This is a genomic window from Petrotoga sp. 9T1HF07.CasAA.8.2, assembly GCF_002895585.1.
Taxonomy (GTDB): domain Bacteria; phylum Thermotogota; class Thermotogae; order Petrotogales; family Petrotogaceae; genus Petrotoga; species Petrotoga mobilis.
In genome coordinates this window covers 1-20,161 of record NZ_AZRI01000012.1, presented here as the reverse complement: position 1 = coordinate 20,161, position 20,161 = coordinate 1, and the positions used below count along the sequence as shown (strand labels likewise).

The following is a 20,161-nucleotide window of genomic DNA, read 5'->3' as shown; positions in this document are numbered from 1 at the left end:
ACCTCCTAACCCTGATAATATTTATCAACTAAATCTTTTACCATATTTTCATCAGCAATGTACGGTAAAGTTATGTGGTCTGTATTTTTGTTTTCTTTGTTGTACTCTATGGATGTTTCTATAGAAGCTTCATTCCTAGCCCATGATCGTCTGGCAACCCCAACCATAACATCCCATGGAATTGCGTTCTTTATTATTTCATCCACCCTTTCACTTCCATCGAGAACCAAGCCAAAACCACCGTTAATGGCTTTACCAATACCAACTCCGCCTCCGTTGTGCAGTGTTACCAAACTCATTCCCCTTGCTATATTTCCAGCGAAATCATGGGTTGCCATATCAGCCATTATATTACTCCCGTCTTTTATATTCGCAGTTTCTCTAAAAGGAGAGTCAGCTCCACCCGCATCGTGATGATCCCTTCCGAGCATAATGGGGCCAACTTCCCCTTTTCTAACCATTTCATTGAATTTAAGAGCTATCTTCATCCTTCCCATAGCATCCTGATAAAGGATCCGAGCTTGAGTACCTACAACAAGGTTGTTTTTATCTGCATCTCTAATCCATATGTAGTTGTCTCTATCCTGGCCTCTTCTATTGGGATCTATGCATTCCATCGCTGCTTTGTCCGTTTTCAATAGATCTTCCCTTTTTCCACTTAAACATACCCACCTGAAAGGTCCATAACCATAGTCGAATATTAACGGTCCCATTATATCTTCCACATACGAGGGAAATATGAATCCTTCACTTTCATCCAACCCATTTTTTGCTATTTCTTTCACCCCTGCATCAAAAACCGCCTTCATGAAACTATTCCCATAGTCAAAAAAGTAGGTTCCCCTTTCAACCATTGTTTTTATAAGCTCAAAATGTCTTCTCAATGAATTGTTGACTAATTCAACAAATCTCTCTTTATTTGTTTCTAAGAGTTGATTCTTTTCTTCATGAGTTAAGCCTTGAGGGCAGTACCCTCCTTCGTAGGCGGCGTGACAAGACGTCTGATCTGATAGCAAATCTACCTTTATACCTTTCTTTACAATGTATTCCAATAGATCTACAATATTACCATAATAACCGATGGAAATGGGTTCTCTTCTATTTAGATGATCGGAGGCTATTTCAAAAACTTCGTCCAAATCTTTGCTGTAGGTTTTTAGCCAACCTTGGTTGAGTCTTGTTTGTATTCTCGAATAATCCACTTCTGCAATTATCCCAACGCCTCTTGCGATTTCTATCGCTTTAGCTTGCGCACCGCTCATTCCACCTAAACCTGAACTAACAAACAAGCGTCCTCTTAGATCACTATCTTGTGGTATTCCTAATTTCAACCTTCCAGCATTCAACAAGGTATTGTAAGTGCCATGAACGATACCTTGAGGTCCTATATACATCCAACCTCCTGCAGTCATTTGCCCGTAGTTGGCGACACCCATAGCTTGTGCCTTGATCCAATGTTTTTGGTCATCGAACATCCCAACCATCAAGGCGTTTGTTATTATCACTCGTGGACTATTTGGGGTTGATCTGAACAAGCCTAAGGGATGTCCTGAAGCCACAACTAAAGTTTGTTCTCTCGTTAGTTCTTCTAAGTATTTTTTAATCAATCTGTACTGCATCCAATTTTGACATACTTGACCGGTTTCACCGTAGGTTACCAGTTCATAAGGATACAAAGCAACATCGAAATCCAAGTTGTTGTCGATCATGACCTGAAATGCCTTTCCTTCAATACATTTACCCTTGTACATATCTATAGGTTTTGCCTTAATGTTGCCCTCAGGCCTATACCTGTATCCATAAATTCTACCTCGAGTAAGCAACTCTTGCAGAAATTCTGGAGCCAATTTTTCATGCAAATTTTCCGGCACGTACCTTAAGGCGTTTGCAAGGGCTAGTTCTACTTCTCTTTTTGATAAGTTTAAAGGTCTTTTAGGTGCCCTTCTTATGCCTTCGATGAATTTGGGCATAGGAGGGAGTTCATCATCCAACTTAATGGACATTGCATTTGAAATATCAATATTGTTCACCATGATAATTTCTCCTTTCTTTAAAATAATTTACCAGTTTCTTTTTCCACTTCTTTAACGATTATGCCAGATTTTAAGATTTCTTCACTCTTATCTATCATTTCGTACATCGCTCTGTCTTCGGTTATCTTCGGTACCTTATCTCTAACTATATCATATACTATCTTTGAACCTTTTCCTAAACCTTTATTTCCTCGTAAGTCTATCGCTTGGCAAGCACACAGCATTTCCATAGCTAATACTTTTTGGACGTTGTTTAGAATATTCTTTGCCTTTCTCGCTGCGATTGTACCCATAGAAACGTGATCTTCCTGGTTTGCAGAAGAAGGAATTGAGTCAACACTTGCAGGATGGGCTAAGACTTTGTTTTCTGAAACCAACGAAGCGGCTGAATATTGAACCAGCATAAACCCAGAATTCAATCCACTTTCTTCTATCAGAAAAGGAGGTAATCCACTCAATTTAGGATTAACAAGCCTTTCTATTCGTCTTTCTGATATATTTGCAATTTCAGACAAAGCAATCGCCAAAAAGTCCATGCCCAATGCAATTGGTTGGCCATGAAAATTCCCCGCAGATATTGCTTCTTCTTCTTTTGAAAATATCAAAGGATTATCGGTTGCTGCATTCATCTCTTTCACGATGATATCTTCTACATAATTTACCGCATCACGTGAAGCACCGTGAACCTGCGGGATACATCTCAAGGAATAGGCATCTTGAACACGTAATACCCCTTGATGAGACACCATTTTACTACCTTCAAGTATTTTCCTTAAATTATTAGCGGACCCAATTTGCCCTTTATGAGGTCTTAGATTGTGTACCCTGTCATCAAAAGCCTCGATGACACCGTTCAGCGCCTCAAAACTCAACGATGAAATTATGTCTGCTGTTTTTAAAAGTTCTATGCTATCGTATATCGATAATGCACCTATAGCCGTCATAACTTGTGTTCCATTTATCAAAGCGAGACCTTCCTTGGCAACAAGATTTATCGTATCTATTCCCGCCAACTTCATCGCTTCTTTTCCATTTAACCGTTTGCCCTCGTAATAAGCTTCTCCTTCTCCTATCATCGGTAAAACCATATGGGCTAAAGGAGCAAGATCACCACTGGCTCCTAAAGATCCTTTTTCTGGTATTATTGGGTGAACCTTCTTGTTGATCATATCAATCAGAGATTGTATGGTGGATAACCTTATTCCAGAAAAACCTTTGACCAAAGAATTCGCACGAAGCAACATAATCGCTCTAACAGTTTCTATATCCAAAGGATCCCCAATTCCGCATGCATGGCTTCTGATCAGATTCTTTTGTAATTTCTCTGTTTTATCGTTCGAAATGAAAACATTACAGAGTTCTCCAAAGCCAGTAGTTATACCATATATGACTTTTTCCTCTTCTGCAAACTTTTCTACAATTTTTCTGGAGTTCTCAATGTTCTCAAGGACAGATTTATCGATAGCCACTTCGTAATAATGTCTAGCTACATTAATCACATCTTCCAAACTCAGATGTTCGCCGTCTATATAGACCTTTTTCAAATATAAGACCTCACTTTCGATCAAGCAAAAATTTCACATCTTCTATCAAAATTATAACACCATGAAAAAAATTTCTCACTTTTAAATAGAGCGGTTTAATGGCGATTAAAAACAATCTAAGTCGATTAAACAAGAAAATCTAATGAAATCTTACAAAACAATTTTTAACAAAATTCAAGAAAAACTAAGAAAAAGCTTCCTAATCGCAAATAATTGCTCGTAATTGCTCCTAATATTAGTTGATTGGATAAACTTACTATTGACAATGATAAATAGAATATTTTAAAATGGAAGTAGTTAGATGCAGTTTTTACCATTAGTACTAATGGTAAAAAAACAAAAAAAGAGGAGGTTAGTAAAATGAAGAAAGTTCTTTTGGTTTTTCTGGTGTTTTTATTAACATTTGGTGGTGCTTTATTTGCAAAGGATGAGGTGTTGATTGGGCTTTCTGTTGCTAATTTGCAACTTGAAAGGTGGCAAAAAGATAGAGATATTTTTGTTGAAACTGCTGAGAAACTTGGTGCAAAGGTTATTGTACAATCGGCCAATAATGATGATTTATTGCAAGTTTCTCAGGTTGAAAACATGATGAATCAAGGAGCTGATGTTTTAGTTATCATTGCACATGATGGTTATATTATGGGAAGTGTGGTTGAAGAGGCTCACGCTAACGGAATTCCAGTAATTGCGTATGATCGTCTTTTAATGGAATGTGATTTAGATTATTACATTACTTTCGACCCAATAAGAATTGGAGAAATTCAAGCACAGTACTTGGTTGATAGGAAACCAGAAGGTAATTATTTCTTGTTGGGAGGGTCTCCAACAGATATGAATGCGCATTTTGTTAGAGAAGGTCAAATGAACGTTCTTCAGCCATATATTGATAGTGGGGCGATAAAAATAGTAGGAGATCAATGGGCAAAAGACTGGTCAATGCAAGAAGCTATGAAGATTGTAGAAAATGCTTTAACCGCTACTCAAAATCAGATTGATGCAATTGTTGCTTCCAACGATAGTACAGCTGGAGGGGCGGTAGAAGCGTTAAAGGAACAAGGACTAGCGGGAAAAGTTTTAGTATCTGGACAAGACGCAGACCTGGTTGCCTGCCAGAGAGTAGTTGAAGGTACACAAACAGTGACCGTCTATAAACCTATAAAGGATATCGCCACAATGGCTGCTATTATGGCTGTTTCAGCTGCTAAGGATATTCATATTGTAACAAATGGATCAATTAACAATGAGTATAAGGAGGTTCCTACTTTCTTCTTGGAGCCTATCCCTGTTGATAAAACTAATATAGTAGAAACGGTTATAAAGGATGGTTTCCAAAGGTTAGAAGATGTATATAAAAATGTTCCCAAATCTCAATGGCCGAAAGTGGATTAAACAGAACTTTGAATATTGGGTTAGGGGTCAATCCCTAACCCTTCAGTCTCATTTTTATAACACATAACAATTGAGGTGATTAAATGGCCGCTCTTTTAGAATTGAAAAACATATCAAAAGAGTTTCCAGGGGTAAAAGCCCTTGAAAATATCAATTTAAAAATTGAGGAAAATACAATCCATGCTATTTGTGGAGAAAACGGAGCAGGAAAGTCTACTTTGATAAGTATATTAGGTGGAATATATCCATTGGGAACCTATGAAGGTGAAATTTATCTACATGGAGAAAGGGTGAAATTTAGAAATCCAAAAGAAGCAGAAGAAGCAGGAATCGCTGTTGTTCACCAGGAATTGAGCCTATTTGACGAATTAAATATCGTTGAAAACATCTTTATGGGTAAAGCTATTGTAAGAGGAGTTTCAATAGATTGGAATGAAATGATCAAGGAAGCTAAGGAATGGTTAAAAAAATTGAAGATGGAGAATGAAAATGTTCTTAATAAAGTAAAATACTTAGGTTCTGCAAAACAACAGTTAATTGAAATTGCTAAAGCCTTAGTTAAAAATTGTAATATTTTGATTTTGGATGAACCTACTTCATCTTTAACAGAAAATGAAACAAAGATATTGTTTGCTATTTTAAAAGAGTTGAAATCTGAAGGGGTTACGTCTATTTATATTTCACATAAGCTTGACGAAATTTTTGAGTTAGCTGATACTGTCAGCGTTCTAAGAGATGGCAAATTAATTGACACAAGGCCCATTGGTGAAGTAAAAGAAAGTGATCTCATAAAAATGATGGTGGGGAGAGAAATAAATCAAATGTTTCCCAAAAGACGTTATATTCCAAACGAAATAGTATTTGAAGTGAGTGATTATACGCTTTTTGAGGATTACGATTCTCAAAGAAAAGTTGTTGAAAATATTAGTTTTCACCTTAGAAAAGGAGAAATATTAGGTCTGTTTGGATTAGTCGGTGCGGGTAGAACAGAATTAATGACTAGCATAATAGGATTCAATTCGAGTAATAAAAGTGGAAAGGTATTTTTGAATTCCAAAGAATTAGAAATAAGTTCACCAAGGCAAGCGTTAGAACTCGGAATAGCTTATTTATCTGAAAATAGGAAAAATTTGGGGATATTTCCCAATCTATCTGTAAGACAAAACCTTTCAATTACTTTTATTAAAGAGTTTGGTAGCTATTTTAAAATATCTGAAGAAGACGAAATAGTAGAAGCTCTTAGAATGATCAAACAACTAAATATTAAAACTTCTTCTCCAGAAACAAATATTACTACTTTGAGTGGAGGTAATCAACAGAAGGTTTTACTAGGTAGAAATTTGATAAGAACACCAAAAATATTGATTATGGATGAACCTACAAAAGGAATAGATGTTGGAGCTAAGCAAGAAATATATTCATTAATGAATGATTTAGCATCTCAAGGTATTTCAATAATTATGATATCTTCTGAATTACCAGAAATAATAGGTATGAGCGATAGAGTTATAGTTATGCATGAAGGTAAATTTATGGGAGAATTAGAAAATATCAACCACAATTTAACCCAAGAAGAAGTTATGTACCTTGCCACTGGGACTAAAGGAGGAGAGGTGTTTTGAAAAGGGGAAAGATTAGTTTAAATTTAAGTTTAAGATCGTACATGATGATAATAGCTCTAATAGTAATTTGGGTATTTTTTACCATCTTGACCGAAGGTTCTTTTTTAAGTGCTAGGAATATTTCTAATTTATTCAGACAATCAGTATTTTTATCAGTATTAGCAATGGGTATGGTTTTTGTTATAATATTGGGGCAAATAGATCTTTCGGTTGGCTCTATTGTAGGACTAACTGGGGGTATTGTAGCAATTTTGCATGTGTGGAACGGAATGGATCCTTTTATTTCTATCCTCATTACTTTAGGTATTGGACTTCTTATAGGTCTATGGAATGGATATTGGGTAGCTTACCGAGGAGTTCCAGCCTTTGTTGTTACATTAGGTGGCATGCTCATTTTCAGGGGAATTCTATTAGGAATTACAAAAGGTACTACTATTGGTCCAATGAGAGGTTTTTTTGAATTTTTGGGAAAAGGTTATCTATCAAACATTGTAGGGATAATAATAGGAGTTATCGGTGCTATTCTCATAATACTAGCAGAACTTAATTCATGGAAGAAGAAAAAATCTCATGGATTAAATGCTCCCTCTTTGAGAGTAGAATTTTTAAAATTATTGGCTTATATTTTATTAATAACCATTTTTATTGTAATTTTCAATTCTTATCGAGGAGTTCCTTTTCCTGTTTTAATAGCTGTTATTCTTTTAATATTCTTCACTTATATTTCTCAAAATACAGTTTTTGGAAGATATATATATGCAATTGGCGGTAATAGTCAGGCTGCAACTTTATCTGGAATAAACGTAAAAAAGATTACACTTATAGTTTTTATGATTAATGGACTATTAGCAGCTTTTGCAGGCATTTTTTTAACTTCTCGACTTAATGCGGCGGCTGTTTCGGGTGGAGAAGGAGCTGAGTTAGATACTATAGCTGCTTGTGTTATAGGTGGTACAAGCTTAATGGGAGGAATAGGTACTGTTGTTGGTGCAGTAATTGGAGCAATTGTAATGGCAAGTCTAGACAATGGAATGAGTCTTATGAATGTCCCGGTTTTTTGGCAGTCTATAATAAAAGGTTTAGTATTAATATTTGCGGTATGGTTTGATGTTGCAAGTAAAAAGAAAGAGGCTTAAATATGTACAAAAAAACTTACAGGAGGTCTTAAAATGACAGAATACTTCAAAGATATTAAAAAGGTTGAGTATGTTGGTAAGGAATCAAAGGATCCGTTAGCTTTTCACTATTATGATCCCAAGAGAAAAATTGGTAATAAAACTATGGAAGAACATCTGAGATTTTCTGTGGCCTACTGGCACACTTTCACCGCAGAAGGAAGGGACATGTTCGGTATAGAAAGTGCCAGCAGAGAGTGGAATAAGTTTTCAGATTCTTTAGATAAAGCTTACGCAAGATGTGATGCAGCATTTGAGTTCATGAGCAAATTAGGGGTTAAATATTTTTGTACCCATGACAGAGACTTAGTTGATGAACAAGAAACGTTGAGAGAAACAAATAAGTTATTAGACAAAGTAGTAGAAAGAATAAAAGAAAGAATGAAAGAAACAGGTATAAAGCTTCTTTGGGGAACAGCGAATCTTTTCACTCATCCAAGGTTTATGCAAGGTGCAGCAACGTCTTGTGATGCAGATGTATATGCTTATGCCGCTGCACAGGTGAAAAAGGCACTTGAGATTACTAAGGAATTAAATGGTGAAAATTATGTTTTTTGGGGTGGAAGAGAAGGATATGAAACCCTTTTAAACACTAATATGGAGTTGGAATTGAACAATTTGGCTAATTTTTTACACATGGCTGTAGATTACGCCAAAGAAATTGGTTTTGATGGCCAATTTTTGATAGAACCCAAACCAAAAGAGCCCACAAAACATCAATATGATTTTGATGTTGCGAACTCTTATGCATTTTTACAAAAGTACGATCTTGATAAGTATTTCAAGTTCAATATAGAAGCAAATCATGCCACTCTTGCTGGTCATACTTTTCAGCATGAATTAAGGTATGCAAGGATAAATAATATATTGGGAAGCGTTGATGCTAACATGGGTGATCTATTGTTGGGATGGGATACAGATCAATTCCCAACAAACGTATTTGAAAACGTTTTGGCAATGTATGAAATACTTAAGAATGGAGGAATAGCTCCGGGTGGTTTGAACTTTGACTCACATGTTAGAAGACCTTCTTACGAAAATATTGATCTGTTTTACGCTCATATAGCAGGAATGGATGCATTTGCGTTAGGATTGATATTAGCCAATAAGATTTTAGAAGACAAAGTTTTGGAAGACTTTGTAGAAAAAAGGTATAATAGTTTTAATGAAGGAATGGGTAAAAAGATAGTGGATGGACGAACTAATTTCAAAGAACTCGAAGAGTATGTACTAGATAAAAAAGTGGGAGTACCAAAATCTGGAAGACAAGAATATTTGGAAAACTTATTAAATTTGTATATCTACGAATAGACAATAAATCAGGAGGCTTTGTTTTGAAGATAAAGAAAATCAATGCAGAAAGAATGGGATATTCAAACAAATTAATGGTTTTCAATTTGATCAGATATTATTCTGGAATCTCAAGAAATGAGATTTCTAAGCTTACAGGTTTGGATAAAAGTACTGTGACAAAGATTACGTATGATTTGATTTCTAAAAACTTAATAGAAGAAGGAGATAGAAAATCTTCTAAAGGGGTTGGAAGAAAACCTATAAAACTGGAAGCAGCGAAAGGCGTTGCTGCTTCCATTATCGTTAAGGTTGGAGTTGAAAAAACAGTCGTAGGTCTTGGATATATGAACAATTCAATAAATAAGATTGTTGAATTTGAAACCCCAAAAAATTTTAATGTTTTTATTGGTAAATTAGCTGTTGAGATAAAAAGAATATATGAAAATGCTAATGGGAATAATATAGTAGGCCTTTCTTTTTCTTTTCCAGGAATGATTGATAGGAAAAACTTGATTATCGAATACGTACCTCATTTTAATTGGAGTGAGATCGATCTTAAAGCAGCTCTTTTAAAGGAACTACCCAAATGTGACAAACCAATTTTCGCTGCAAATGAGGCAAAGTTAGCTCTACAAGCAGAGATGTATTTTAACAAGAATATTGCCAACCTAAACAACGGAGTCTATGTTTTCATATCTCAGGGGATAGGAGGAGCTTTGCTTATAGATGGTCAAATTCATTTGGGACCTAATTTCACAGCAGGTGAATTTGGTCACATGAGCATCGATGAAGATGGAGAAAAATGTTTTTGCAATAATCAAGGATGTTGGGAAACGTTTGCCTCAATTGATACAGTTTCTAAGATATATGAATACAGCAATGGGCGATTGGAAGGCAACAATTACGAAGAAAAATTTAGAAATCTTCTTATAAAAGCCCAGAAGAAGGAAGGAAACGCCGATGAAATAATTAAACAGATGTTATATTATTTGGGAGTAGGGACGGTTAATTTAATAAATATCTTAAATCCTGAGTTTGTAATTTTTGGGGGGTATGGGTATCTTTTCCCGGATGAGTATTTCACAGAGATTGAAAATATTATAAAGACTCGAGCTCTGAAGCCAACCTTAAAATCTTTAAAAAAGCCCTTGAGACCTGTTTTTGATATAGAAACAGCATGTTTGACGGGGGCAAATTTAAGGGTGATGGATGATTTTGCAGAAAAAGCTGTAATTTAGAATGAGGTGATAAGTTTGCATAAGTACTTAGGAATTGACGTTGGGACAACTGGATTGAAGGGTTTAGTAGTATCTGAAGAAGGAGAAGTTTTGGATAGTTATTCCTATCCATTAGAAATGAAAGTTCCCAAACCTGCATGGGCTGAACAAGACCCTGAAGATTGGTGGATTGGTGTATACGAAATATTAAAAAAAGTTTCCAGAACGCATCAAATAGATGTAATAGGGTTTTCCGGACAAATGCATAGCTTGGTGGTTTTGGATGAAAATAATAAACCTATTAGGCCAGCAATCCTTTGGTGTGATCAAAGGACCACTCCCCAGTGTAAAAAAGCTACAGAAGTTTTTGGTGGTGAAGAAAAGGTTATCTCCAAAATAGGGAATCCCTTTTTGGAAGGTTTCACTTTCCCAAAAATACTGTGGTTAAAAGAAAATGAAGGAGAGAATTTTAAAAAAATAAAGAAGATTCTTCTACCTAAGGATTATGTAGTTTTTAAGTTAACAGGAACCATTGGTATAGATTACTCGGATGCGTCTGGAACGGCGTGTTTTAATGTAAAAACAAATTATTGGGATGAAGAGATTTTGGAAACTTTTGGTATTAATATGGATATAATGCCTGAATTGTATCCTTCTTATGGGATTCGAGGGGAAGTAAAAGAAAGTTTACAAAAAGAATTGGGATGGAAGAACACAAAGGTTGTTTCTGGGGGAGCAGATAATGCATCAGCTGCATTTGGAATAGGTATATCAAAAGCAGGAGAGTCGATGGTTAGTATCGGAACTTCAGGCACTGTTTTAACCCTCACTGATAAAAAAGAACCTGACTTATCGGGAAAAATACATTACTTTAACAGTGTAATACAAGATAAATATTACTACATGGGGGTAATGCTTTCAGCCGCTCATTCTCTAAATTGGGTAAAGAATCGATTTTTTCCCAGTTCAGATTGGGCAGAAATAGAAGAAAGAACAAACCAATCAGTCCCTGGTTCAAACGGTATTATTTTTCTTCCTTATTTAAACGGAGAAAGAACCCCGCATAGAGACCCTAACGCAAGAGGTGTTTTCTTTGGAATTTCTTCTTTGAATACTGAAAATGACATACTAAGAGCAACAATGGAAGGTATAACCTTCGGCCTGAGGGATTCCTTTGAACTTATAAAAGAAAAAACTGAAATAAAAGATATGAGGATAGTAGGGGGAGGAGCTAAAAATAAAACTTGGGCAAAGATAGTTGCAACAAACTTCAAAATACCCGTTAAAATGCCTAAAATTGATGAAGGCGGTGCTTATGGAGCTGCTATGTTGGCTGCAGTCGGAGATGGCCAACAGCTTGAAGATGTTTTAAAATGGGTAAAATTCAAAGAAATTATTGAACCTAATTATCAAGATATCAAGATTTACGATGATTATTATGAGACTTACAAGAATTTGTATAAATCGTTGAAGGGAAATTTCGAAGAGTTGGCAAAAATTCAAAAATGATATATAAAAAGAGCGGCTTTAGCCGCTTTTAAAATTGTTAATTTAATTCCGACTTTTTTTGTGATATAATTAGTATGGATCATTAAACAATGATGGTTACTGGGGAAAAGGGAAAAGAACTTTTATCCTTATGGGCGGGCTGCGGGGCGAAGGGGCGCTAAAGATAGTAAAATTAATCACTTCGAGGGGGCATTGAAAAAATTGAAAGTATTGTTTATGAACAAGTTAAACTCGTATTGGAGAGAAAAAATTAGTGAATTGAAGAAATTATTTCCCAACGATGAATTTTTAGATAGTGATGAAATCAGCAATATTGAAGATGCAATGGAAGTTGCAGATGCAATAGTGTTTGGTGGAGACTTGGACGAGAACGTCTTGGGAAAATCAAAGAATTTGAAAATAATTTTTGTTCCCTATGCTGGAGTGAACCAATTACCTTTAGAAATACTTAAAGAAAAAGGCATTAGCGTTGCAAATAGTCATGGTAATGCGAGAATAGTTGCAGAAAGGGCTTTTACTCTTGCTTTAGCTCTTCTTGGAAAAATTGTACCTTATCATAACGATTTAAAAGAAGGAATTTGGCATGGATTTAGTGCCGGAGAAAGCGTTAAAGATTCATGGGTATCTATTCAGAACAAAAGTTGTGCAATATTGGGGTTAGGCAATATAGGAAAAAATCTTGCACAAATGCTTAAAACCTTTGACTGTAAAATTGTTGGTTATAAAAGAAACGCAAATATAGATATTGAAAATGTGGATGAGATTAGTTCCAATTTAGATTATGTAATAGAAAAAAGTGAAATTGTATTCGTAACTTTGCCCTTGACGAAATATATAAAAGGTCTTATCGACGAAAAGGTGTTTAATAAGATGACTGGCAAATACATAATAAATGTTGGAAGAGGTGATGTTATAGATCAAAAGGCACTATACGAGGCTTTGAAATCTAAAAAATTAGCTGGAGCCGCTATAGATGTTTGGTACAATTATCCTTCCAAAGAAAAGCCATCGATCTTGCCAGCTAATTACCCAATTCATACCTTTGATAACGTTGTTTTGTCTCCACATGTTGGAGGCTATAACACTGAAGCTACAAAGTACAGTATCGATGAAACTGTAGAAAATATAAAAAGTTTTCTAAAAGATGGTACGGCAAAAGACTTAATTGATTTAGAATTTGGATACTGAATTTAAAGAATTGCAAGCAGAAGGGCTCCGATAAAAAATAAGATTTTTAATATATCTGAAGCCTTAGAATAAAAAGAGATGTTATCGTTTGGATTGACAAAAAAGATTCCCGTTTTTTCTTCTTTGGATTCAAATATGTTGGTAATTCTTCCATATTTGTCGATTGAGCCGGTTAAGCCTGTATTTGAAACCTGGATGAAATCTCTTCTCGTTTCTACTGCTCTAAAAACGCCCTGACTGAAGTGTTGAAACAGGCCGGTTTTTGAATTAAACCAACCGTCGTTAGATATTGCAATCAATAAATTTGCTCCATTCTTAGCTTGATTAATTGAGACTTCCGGGAAATAGGTTTCAAAACATATTTGTACTCCAATATCAGTTTCGTTCAATGAAAAGGTTAGGTAATCTTCCCCAGGAGTATAATAGTTTAATAATCTAAAAACATCAAAGTTTCCAAATATAGTTTCATACGGTAAAAATTCGGCAAATGGTGTTAATTTAACCTTATCGTAGATACCCTCAATACTCCCATGTGGGTTATATACCCAGGCAGAGTTAAAATGGTTATCGTTTCCTATCCTTGGGTGTCCTAATATTACAGGTTTGTATAAGTTTTGAATGTCTCTTACCATTTGACTTTCTATTTCTGATTTTGAGATGTCTTCAAGAAAAGTTGATTCTGGAAAAACTACTACATCCACATCCCTATTTTTAAATTCTTCGATATTCTTAGAAAAAGTTGAATAATCTTGTATTGGATTTGAGGAGTATTTTATCTCTTGAGGAACATTCGTTTGAACGACTCCAACTTTTATGGAATCGTTTGTGCCATTAATGGGAGGTAGATACCTCACTATAGCAAAGTTAGAAATGTATATAGTAGTAAATATAGCAAGAATTTTAAATACCTTATCACGTGAATTATCGAAAGCAATCAGGGCATTGACAAAAACTATGATAAAAGTTAGACCAAAAGACCCTATAATTGAGGCGATTTGTATTATCCCTGTATGATCGTAAAGGGCGTAGGATAAATTTCCTCCCATAAAAGCCAAATCTCCAAAACCCCTCAAAATTTCCGCAACAGTGTAGGCAAAAGAATAGAAAAAAACCAATGAAAGATAATTGTATTGCCTATCTTTTCGATGGTAAAGTTCTGATAACAGCCAAATGATGAGGTAAGGTATCATTAAAAGTATTATCATTCCAACGTATCCAAAAAAACCTACTATTGGAGAATAATTTTTTAAAATTTGGGGTATATTTTTAGACAAAGTAGGAAGCAGCCACCAAAGAGTAGTTACAAGCATGGAAGAGGAATATATTATCGTATGAAGTAATCTTTCATAATGAGTTTTTGATCTGGCTATGTTTCTAAGAAAGAAAACCAATGAAAACCAGATGAAAAAAGAAAATAAATTACCCGGCATAGCCAAACCGGTTAAAACACCTGAAATTAAAGTAAGTAGATATTTCATATATACCCCCATGGATTATATTTTGAAAATCTTGTTTCTTGTATAATTATGTTGTCGTTACAATATTATACAGCAAACTTTGTGATAGTTCAAGAAATCTGATATAATAAGGATAACTAACAAAATTAGTGTTACTCCTTTATCCTTAAGGGTGGGGAGCGGGGCAAAGGGGCGCTATAACAAGTTTTAGAATATCTAAAGAGTGAAAAAATTTATGTAAGAGGGGGTAAAAAGATGTCTAAATTGGAAGAATTTAAAGAGTTTCAAGCCAAGATTTCAAGATACAGTCAGGCTATCGCACTCATGCACTGGGATTTAGAAACTAACGCTCCCAACAATGCTTTTGAGTATCGTTCTAAAGCTTTGGGAGAACTTATGGAGGCACTTTTTAGAATGTCTGTTTCTGATCAGATGGGTGAATTTTTGGATTATTTTTCAAAGAAGGAAAATTATGATGAATTGAGTGAAATTGATCAAGCAATGGTAAGAGTAACCAAGAAAGATTTCGATAAGTTTAAAAAGTTACCTCCACAGCTTGTCAGAAAATTAGCCGAAACGACTTCAAAAGCAGGTCATTTTTGGAAAAAAGCCAGGGAGGAAAATAACTTTTCTTTATTTGAGCCTTATTTGCAAGAAGTCGTATCTTTAGAAAAAGAGCAAGCAGAGGCTTTGGGATATGAAAAAAATAGATACGATGCTCTTTTAGACTTATTCGAACCTGGAGTGAAAACAGAAACGGTGAAAGGTACAATAAATTACTTAAAAGAGCATCTACTACCTTTTATGCAAGAGCTTTTAGAAAAAGGAAAAGAACCAAGATACGATTTCTTTGAAGGAGATTTCGACGTAAATAAGCAAAAAGAGTTATCCCTGGAAGCGTTAAAATTTATGAATTTCGATTTCGATTCTGGACGTATGGACATGTCTGCTCATCCTTTCACAACAAAAATTGGTCCAAAAGACGTAAGAATTACAACAAGATACAACAACAAAGATTTGAGATATTCTTTATTTTCAACTATGCACGAAGGTGGACATGCTTTATACGAACTTCATATCCCTGAGGAATTTTCAGAGACTCCTTTGGATGAAGGTGCTTCTATGGCTGTGCATGAATCCCAATCAAGATTTTGGGAAAATATTATAGGAAGAGGGCCTCATTTTTGGGTTTTCTTTTCTAAAAAGTTAAAAGATATTTTCCCATCTTTTGAAGGAATAAGTAGTGATGAGCTGTATAAAGGTGTTAATATAGTTAAAAAAGATTTCATCAGAACTGAGGCAGATGAAGTAACTTACAACTTTCATATTATGCTGAGATTTGAAATCGAAGAAGCACTGATAAACGATAGAATAAAAGTAAATGAACTTCCAACGGTATGGAACGATAAAATGAAAGAATATTTAGGTATTGTGCCGCCAAACGACGCAGTAGGTGTTTTGCAAGATGTTCATTGGTCAAATGGACAATTTGGTTATTTTCCTTCATATATGTTGGGTAATCTTTACAGTGCTCAATTGTTCTCAAAATTGAAAAAAGATCTAAAAGATTATCCATCTCAAATAGAAAAAGGAGATTCAAAAGAAGTTTTGAACTGGATGGTTGAGAATGTCCATAAGTACGGTAAAATGTACGAACCAGAAGAACTTTTGAAAAAGGTTACAGGTGAAACTCTTAATCCCAAATATTTTGTAGAGTATATAAAAGAAAAGTTTTCTGCAATTTATGGTTTATAATTAAAATCCCCCATCTATATACGATGGGGGATTTTAAAATTAATCACAGCTATTTGTTATCTTTTTCGTCTTTTTCTTTTTTCTCCTCTTTTGATAATTTCTTGAGGTTTTCACTTACATAGTAATAAAATGTGCCTTCTTCGTATTCACCGTTTTCATTTGGTGTCCCTGCTTTGTAATCTGTCATTAGTTCGATCCCTTCATCTATATTATCAATAGCCCAAATATGGAACTTTCCATTTTGTATATCTTCATTTATTTCGTCTTTCAATACGATATTATCGATATTTTTACTTGGAATAATCACCCCTTGATCTCCAGTAAAATTGAGATTTTTACAGGCGTCGTAAAATCCTTCAATTTTTTCGATTATTCCTCCAACTGGCAAAACTTCTCCGTTTTGATTCATAGATCCGGTGATGGCAATATTTTGTTTCAATGGAATGTTAGCTATGGAAGACATTAAAGCCAGCGTTTCTGCTATTGTAGCGCTGTCTCCTTCGATGATAGAATAAACTTGTTCAAAATTTAAAGATACACCGAAACCTGTTTCTATGAAAGAAGAAAATTTATGTTTGAAATAGTTTTCTATGATCAATGAGGATTTTTTGTATATTTTCCCGCTTAAATCGATATCCCTGTGTATGTTTATGATTTTTTCAGAAGAGGATCTGTAACTTTTTGCTGTTATTTTGACGGGATGCCCAAAGGTGAAATCTCCTGTATCCAAAACAGTCAATCCATTTATTTGTCCGACTTCAGAGCCTTCAGTTCTTATGTCAATCTTTTGTTCTTTTATCGCATTAAATAATTTTTTCTTATGAAAGGAAAACATTTTTTCTCTAAACTTTATAGTGTCTTTTATATCTTTGGCGGTTATGTATGGGCTTGATCCATTTTTCCGTGAAATGTTGAAAGAGTCTATTAGTAGATTCTTAATTTCCCCCAATCTTAAAGAGAACCTTTTGTTGTTTCCATTCATCCTACAACTGTACTTGATAATCTCTTCAATCGCATCTTTTGTAAAGTGTGAGATATCGTTTTCTTCCACTGTGTTGCTTAAGAAAGCTAAAAATTTATTTAAATTCTCGTTGCTTAACTCTGCCTCATAGTCAAATTGTGATTTTATGGGAAAAAGTTTTTCGAATTCGCTATCGTAAACTCTTAATAAATTGTACACCCATTCTTCTCCTATGAGAATCACTTTAACGGTTAAAGATAAAGGTTCTGGTTCCAAACTTTCAACACTCGAATAGCCTTCAGCGGTTTGAATATTTTCAATTTTTACTTCTTTCTCCGATAAAAACCTTTTAATTACCTCCCACGCGTAAGGTTTTCTTAAAACTTTTTCTGCTTCCATTATTAGATAACCACCGTTTGCCCTGTGAAAAGCTCCAGATTTTATCATTGTAAAATCCGTTTGAAGGAGTCCCATTTGGGAATAATACTCTATTCTACCAACTAAATTTGAAAAAGTAGGATTGTCTTCTTCTATCACAGGTGCACCTTGTAGATAAGAATTATCCACTATAATGTTGACATTGTATCTTTTTTCTTTAAGATAAGTTATTAGATTTTGATTTTCGGAAGTTAATTGGGATAGGTGAGAAGCTATGTCCTCTTTCAAGTTTTGAAGGTATTCAAAAACATCAGAATATTTGAGATATTTCTTTTCAAGGGGTTCGAAAAGCTTAGCTAAGCTAAAAGCTGCCCAGTAACGTCGTAAGTTTTTAACTTCCTCCCAGTATTCTTTATCCATCTCCGTGATCTTTACCATTGTTTTTTCAATTAATTCTCGCAACTTCTCGGAATTTTTTCGAAAATACTCTTTTATCTCTTCCGGAAGATTTTCAAACTCAGAGGTGCTTATTTTTTTGCCATCGTACACTGGAACGCTCACTATACCTTTTTCAGAAGCCTCAAGTATAAAACCAAGAGCTTGAGCCTGTTTTCTCAGATCTGACCACAATTTTTCCCTCTGCTCGTTGTATTCTTTTTCTAACGAACTTAACCTTTGTTGAAATTCTTCTGTCTGCATCGTTTTATTTAAAACTTGTACAGAGGAATTAATAATAGATTGCAATTCAGATTTGAAATTTTTGGCTTCTCCGGCGGGCAGTTTCAACAACTTGGGTTTCTTTTCTTCCTTAAAATTAAAAACATACATAAGATCTTGAGGAGCTTTTTGAGTTAACGATATTCTTTCGATTATCTTTCGAGTCATACCTCTTCTACCACTACGATTTGGACCAACTAAGAAAACATTGTTTGAATCGTTACTGCTTTCCAAGGCAAATTGTAAAATTTCACAAGCATCCGTTTGTATGGTGTAATCTTGATAAGAACCAATTTTTATTTCTGAAGTGTTATCGATTTTGATATCTGGGATTTTAATTTCAAAATCACTTAAAGTTAGTTTCATTATCTACGCCTCCATTATTTGCACTTTTACCGTTGTTAAAAATTCTAAAAACTTGTTTAATAGCGCCCCTTCGCCCCGCTGCCCACCCTTCTAAGGAATGGGCCTGCAGCCCTCTACTAAAGTTCAAACCTTTCATAAATTTCATTTATATTTTTTAGATAATAATCAGGTGAGAATATATCTTCAAATGCTTCTTTATCTGATAATTTTGCCTTTACTCTATTATCTTCCAATAAAATTGCTTTAAAATCACGCCTTTCATTCCAAGCTTTCATCGCGTTTTCTTGAACTATTTTATAAGCTTCCTCTCTACTTACCCCTAATTCAACTAACTTCAACAACACCCTTTGAGAATAAATTAAATTATACGATTTTTCTATGTTTTCTTTCATTCTATCTTTGTGAACCACTAAGTTTTCAACTAAGTAATTTGCTTTATTCAACATATAGTAAGTAAGCATGGTTGCATCCGGTATAAACACCCTTTCTACAGACGAATGAGAAATATCTCTTTCGTGCCATAAGGAGATATTTTCATAAGCAGAAGACAGATAAGATCTTAGCATTCTTGACATCCCGGTCAACCTTTCGCACAATATGGGGTTTTTCTTATGTGGCATCGCTGAAGAGCCCCGTTGCTCTTTTTTAAAAGGTTCTTCTACTTCCAGGACCTCTGTTTTTTGAAGGTGCCTGATTTCTATGGCAAGTCTTTCTATACTGCTTCCTATAATAGCTAAAACACTGAAAAATTCAGCGTGAAGATCCCTTGGTAAAACTTGAGTAGATACTTTACAAGGTCTGAGATTGAGTTTTTTCAAAGCGATTTCCTCTACTTTTGGTTCTATGTTAGCATAATTTCCAACCGCCCCGCTGAGTTTTCCTTGGGAAATGTTATCTATAGCCTTTTCTAATCTTTCTTTGTTTCTTTCTTCTTCCGCAACAAATCCTAAAATTTTTAATCCAAAAGATGTTGGCTCAGCGTGTACCCCATGGGTTCTTCCAACTATAATAGTATACTTATGATCCACAGCTAATTTTTTGAGGTTAGCTATGTATTGAGTTAGCTCATCAAGAATAATCTCTCCTGCTCTTTTTATAGCTAAGGATAAAGCTGTATCGACAACATCTGATGATGTTAAACCCTTGTGAAAGTATCTTGCCTCATCTCCCATGTCTTCAGTTACCACTTTTATAAAGGCTATCACGTCATGATCCACTATTTTTTCTGTGTCTAATATTTTTTGAACGTCTAATTTTGCTTTTTGTCGAATGTTTTGGGATGTGCCTTTGGGAGCAAGGTTAAGTTCTTCAAAGGCTTCTATTACAGCTATTTCTACTTCAAGCCATCTTTTATACTGGGCATCTAAAGTCCAAATGTCTTTAATTGGAGAAAGAGAGTACCTTTCAATCAACATCCACACCCCTTTGTGAATTAAGTTCTTTTGACCTTATAGTTGCTTCTTTTACTGCGTCCATAAGGATACCTCGTAAACCATGAGATTCTAAAACTTCTATTCCTTTAATTGCTGTGCCTCCTGGGGAAGTAACCATATCTTT

At 34.8% G+C, this 20,161-nt stretch carries 14 protein-coding genes; 8 read left to right on the top strand and 6 right to left on the bottom strand.

What is annotated here, in order from left to right; all coding sequences use genetic code 11:
• Positions 1-5: 5 nt before the first annotated feature.
• On the bottom strand, positions 6-2,033 hold the full coding sequence (locus X925_RS02310; RefSeq protein WP_121959018.1) for a urocanate hydratase: 2,028 nt from the start codon (positions 2,031-2,033) through the stop codon (positions 6-8).
• Between the two features lie 17 nt (positions 2,034-2,050).
• Positions 2,051-3,577 carry a histidine ammonia-lyase gene (gene hutH / locus X925_RS02305; protein WP_121959017.1) on the bottom strand — a complete coding sequence of 509 codons (1,527 nt, stop codon included), beginning with the start codon at positions 3,575-3,577 and terminating at the stop codon, positions 2,051-2,053.
• Between the two features lie 360 nt (positions 3,578-3,937).
• On the opposite strand from hutH, the gene xylF reads away from it, so the two are divergent.
• From xylF to X925_RS02270, 7 genes are all read left to right on the top strand, one after another.
• Entirely contained in the window at positions 3,938-4,966 is a 1,029-nt protein-coding gene (xylF, locus tag X925_RS02300) for a D-xylose ABC transporter substrate-binding protein (protein ID WP_103065144.1), read from the top strand.
• Between the two features lie 83 nt (positions 4,967-5,049).
• The gene (locus tag X925_RS02295) at positions 5,050-6,588 is read left to right on the top strand and encodes a sugar ABC transporter ATP-binding protein (RefSeq protein WP_121959016.1); all 1,539 of its coding nucleotides are present in this window, start codon (positions 5,050-5,052) and stop codon (positions 6,586-6,588) included.
• 41 nt (positions 6,589-6,629) lie between these two features.
• Positions 6,630-7,724 (top strand): sugar ABC transporter permease, encoded by a 1,095-nt coding sequence (locus X925_RS02290; protein WP_103065186.1) that lies wholly within the window; start codon positions 6,630-6,632, stop codon positions 7,722-7,724.
• Positions 7,725-7,757: 33 nt separating this feature from the next.
• Positions 7,758-9,074, top strand: a complete 1,317-nt coding sequence (gene xylA, locus X925_RS02285) for a xylose isomerase (RefSeq protein ID WP_103065142.1) — start codon at positions 7,758-7,760, stop codon at positions 9,072-9,074.
• 23 nt (positions 9,075-9,097) lie between these two features.
• Positions 9,098-10,294 carry an ROK family transcriptional regulator gene (locus X925_RS02280; protein WP_103065141.1) on the top strand — a complete coding sequence of 399 codons (1,197 nt, stop codon included), beginning with the start codon at positions 9,098-9,100 and terminating at the stop codon, positions 10,292-10,294.
• Positions 10,295-10,309: 15 nt separating this feature from the next.
• On the top strand, positions 10,310-11,782 hold the full coding sequence (gene xylB / locus X925_RS02275; RefSeq protein WP_121959015.1) for a xylulokinase: 1,473 nt from the start codon (positions 10,310-10,312) through the stop codon (positions 11,780-11,782).
• A 201-nt stretch (positions 11,783-11,983) separates the two neighbouring features.
• Positions 11,984-12,970 (top strand): 2-hydroxyacid dehydrogenase, encoded by a 987-nt coding sequence (locus X925_RS02270; RefSeq protein WP_121959014.1) that lies wholly within the window; start codon positions 11,984-11,986, stop codon positions 12,968-12,970.
• Positions 12,971-12,972: 2 nt separating this feature from the next.
• Here the strand turns inward: X925_RS02270 and lnt are convergent, their stop codons facing one another.
• A complete protein-coding gene (gene lnt / locus X925_RS02265) occupies positions 12,973-14,448 on the bottom strand; it encodes an apolipoprotein N-acyltransferase (protein WP_158245386.1) in 1,476 nt (491 codons plus the stop codon).
• 234 nt (positions 14,449-14,682) lie between these two features.
• On the opposite strand from lnt, the gene X925_RS02260 reads away from it, so the two are divergent.
• Positions 14,683-16,182: a carboxypeptidase M32 gene (locus X925_RS02260; RefSeq protein WP_121959012.1), complete on the top strand. Its 1,500-nt coding sequence runs from the start codon at positions 14,683-14,685 to the stop codon at positions 16,180-16,182.
• Positions 16,183-16,231: 49 nt separating this feature from the next.
• On the opposite strand, the gene X925_RS02255 is transcribed toward X925_RS02260, so the two are convergent.
• The 3 genes from X925_RS02255 to X925_RS02245 form a co-directional block, all read right to left on the bottom strand.
• Positions 16,232-18,604 (bottom strand): Lon protease family protein, encoded by a 2,373-nt coding sequence (locus X925_RS02255; RefSeq protein ID WP_121959011.1) that lies wholly within the window; start codon positions 18,602-18,604, stop codon positions 16,232-16,234.
• A 116-nt stretch (positions 18,605-18,720) separates the two neighbouring features.
• Positions 18,721-20,016, bottom strand: coding sequence for an adenylosuccinate lyase (gene purB, locus X925_RS02250; protein ID WP_369973990.1), 1,296 nt, complete (start codon positions 20,014-20,016; stop codon positions 18,721-18,723).
• The coding region (locus X925_RS02245) for a pyrroline-5-carboxylate reductase dimerization domain-containing protein (protein ID WP_369973989.1) at positions 20,009-20,161 on the bottom strand (153 nt) is incomplete at its 5' end. The genes purB and X925_RS02245, both read right to left, overlap by 8 nt.